This window comes from Polynucleobacter sp. JS-Polo-80-F4 (genome assembly GCF_018881965.1).
Taxonomy (GTDB): domain Bacteria; phylum Pseudomonadota; class Gammaproteobacteria; order Burkholderiales; family Burkholderiaceae; genus Polynucleobacter.
The window spans coordinates 4,833-6,327 of the sequence record NZ_JACVPI010000003.1 but is presented as its reverse complement, the minus strand read 5'-3'; the positions used below and the strand labels follow the sequence as shown (position 1 = coordinate 6,327).

Here is a 1,495-nt window from a genome sequence, read left to right as displayed (position 1 = left end):
TTAATGACCGCAATAGTTGGGATGAGCAAAATGGCTGGTGGGCCTATGATGCACCGTGGCTCAATGCAGGCTCGAACTCTTTAAGTGTTAAAGCAAATATAGTTACTTTCAATAATGACATTGGTAGCCTTAACCCGCTCTCATCATTAATTGTCAAAAGCTCAGATACGTTAAATCTAAATGTAGGTGTACGTACACTGAATTTGCAACAGTACACTTCGCCAACTATTGTTCTTGGTCATAACGCAGCTCTTCTTGGATTTAGCGAGACAATTGCATTTAATACAGATTCCTTTGTCGTACGCAATCCAGAATCGATTCTCAATAAAGGCGGAATCCTACTTGTAGACACTTATACAAATGGCGCAAGCATTGGATTGGGGTCTGGCAGAGGGCTCCTATCATTGCCGGAGGAATTTTTCTCTGATAGCAGAAGCTTATTTGGTGGTTTTTATAGATCACTTGTTATAGGAAGTAGCAATACAGGCGACATCACAATCGGTGGCAATATTTCGCTCTTTAATTCGACCAATATTATTAGTGGCGGTAATGTCACTATTACAAGTGACGGATTAATTTCCAACACTGGAGGCAATACAACATTGGTATTAGATGCTTCAGGTAACTTCAAAAACTTGAGTGGTCCTAGTGCAATTACAAACCTAGGCGATGGCTCTAGATGGGTTATTTATTCACAAAACCCAGATAAAGATCAATTTAACGGTCTTGTTAGTGGATCTATAGCTTACTGGGGATCAAATTCTCAAACGCTAGATCCTTCCTTGATTTCTGGTAATGCTTACGTATTTAACAAGCTTGGCGTAGTAACCATTACTACTACCAATGACAGCAAGGTATATGGGCAGACCAAATCAATTGTGAAAGATTACGAAATTAGCGGCAGCCCCATATCAGCAAATATTTATGGCGATGTGTTCTTAAATACTCAGTTTGATTCTATTTATACAGGGGTATTAGAAATTACTTCTTCAGGCTCTGGAGCAAAGGCTGATGTTCTAGGCGGCCCATATACAATCAAAGCCAATGGCTTAACAGCATTGCCTGGATTTAAGATTAACTACGATAATAGTGGTTTACTTACTATCACCCCAGCTACTGTCAGCTTATCGGCTGTTAAGACTTACGATAGTTACAATACTTTCACTGGTAGTCAAGTCACAATTACTACTGGTGTTGGCGATCAAACCTTGACCTACAGTGGTGCCACCAGCAATAGCCCTAACGTAGCGAATGCTAGTTACCTGACTGCAATTACTTTAGGTGATTGTTCTGGAGTGGTGTGCAAGGGCACAGCAAGCAATTATCAGTTGCCTGATATGACAGCAGCAAGTGCCAGTAACGCGGTAACCATTAACAAAGCCCACCTGACCGTAGTCGCCAATGATGCTCTGAAGACTTACGGTGATGCGAACCCAACATTGAGCACCACCGTCAGAGGCTTTGTATTGGGTCAGAATCTAGCAAGCTCTGGACT

At 41.6% G+C, this 1,495-nt stretch carries 1 protein-coding gene; it reads left to right on the top strand.

Annotated features, from left to right (window positions below; translation table 11 throughout):
- Nucleotides 1–1,495: MBG domain-containing protein (locus ICN20_RS10180; protein ID WP_216240511.1), on the top strand; the 1,495-nt coding region annotated here is incomplete at both ends.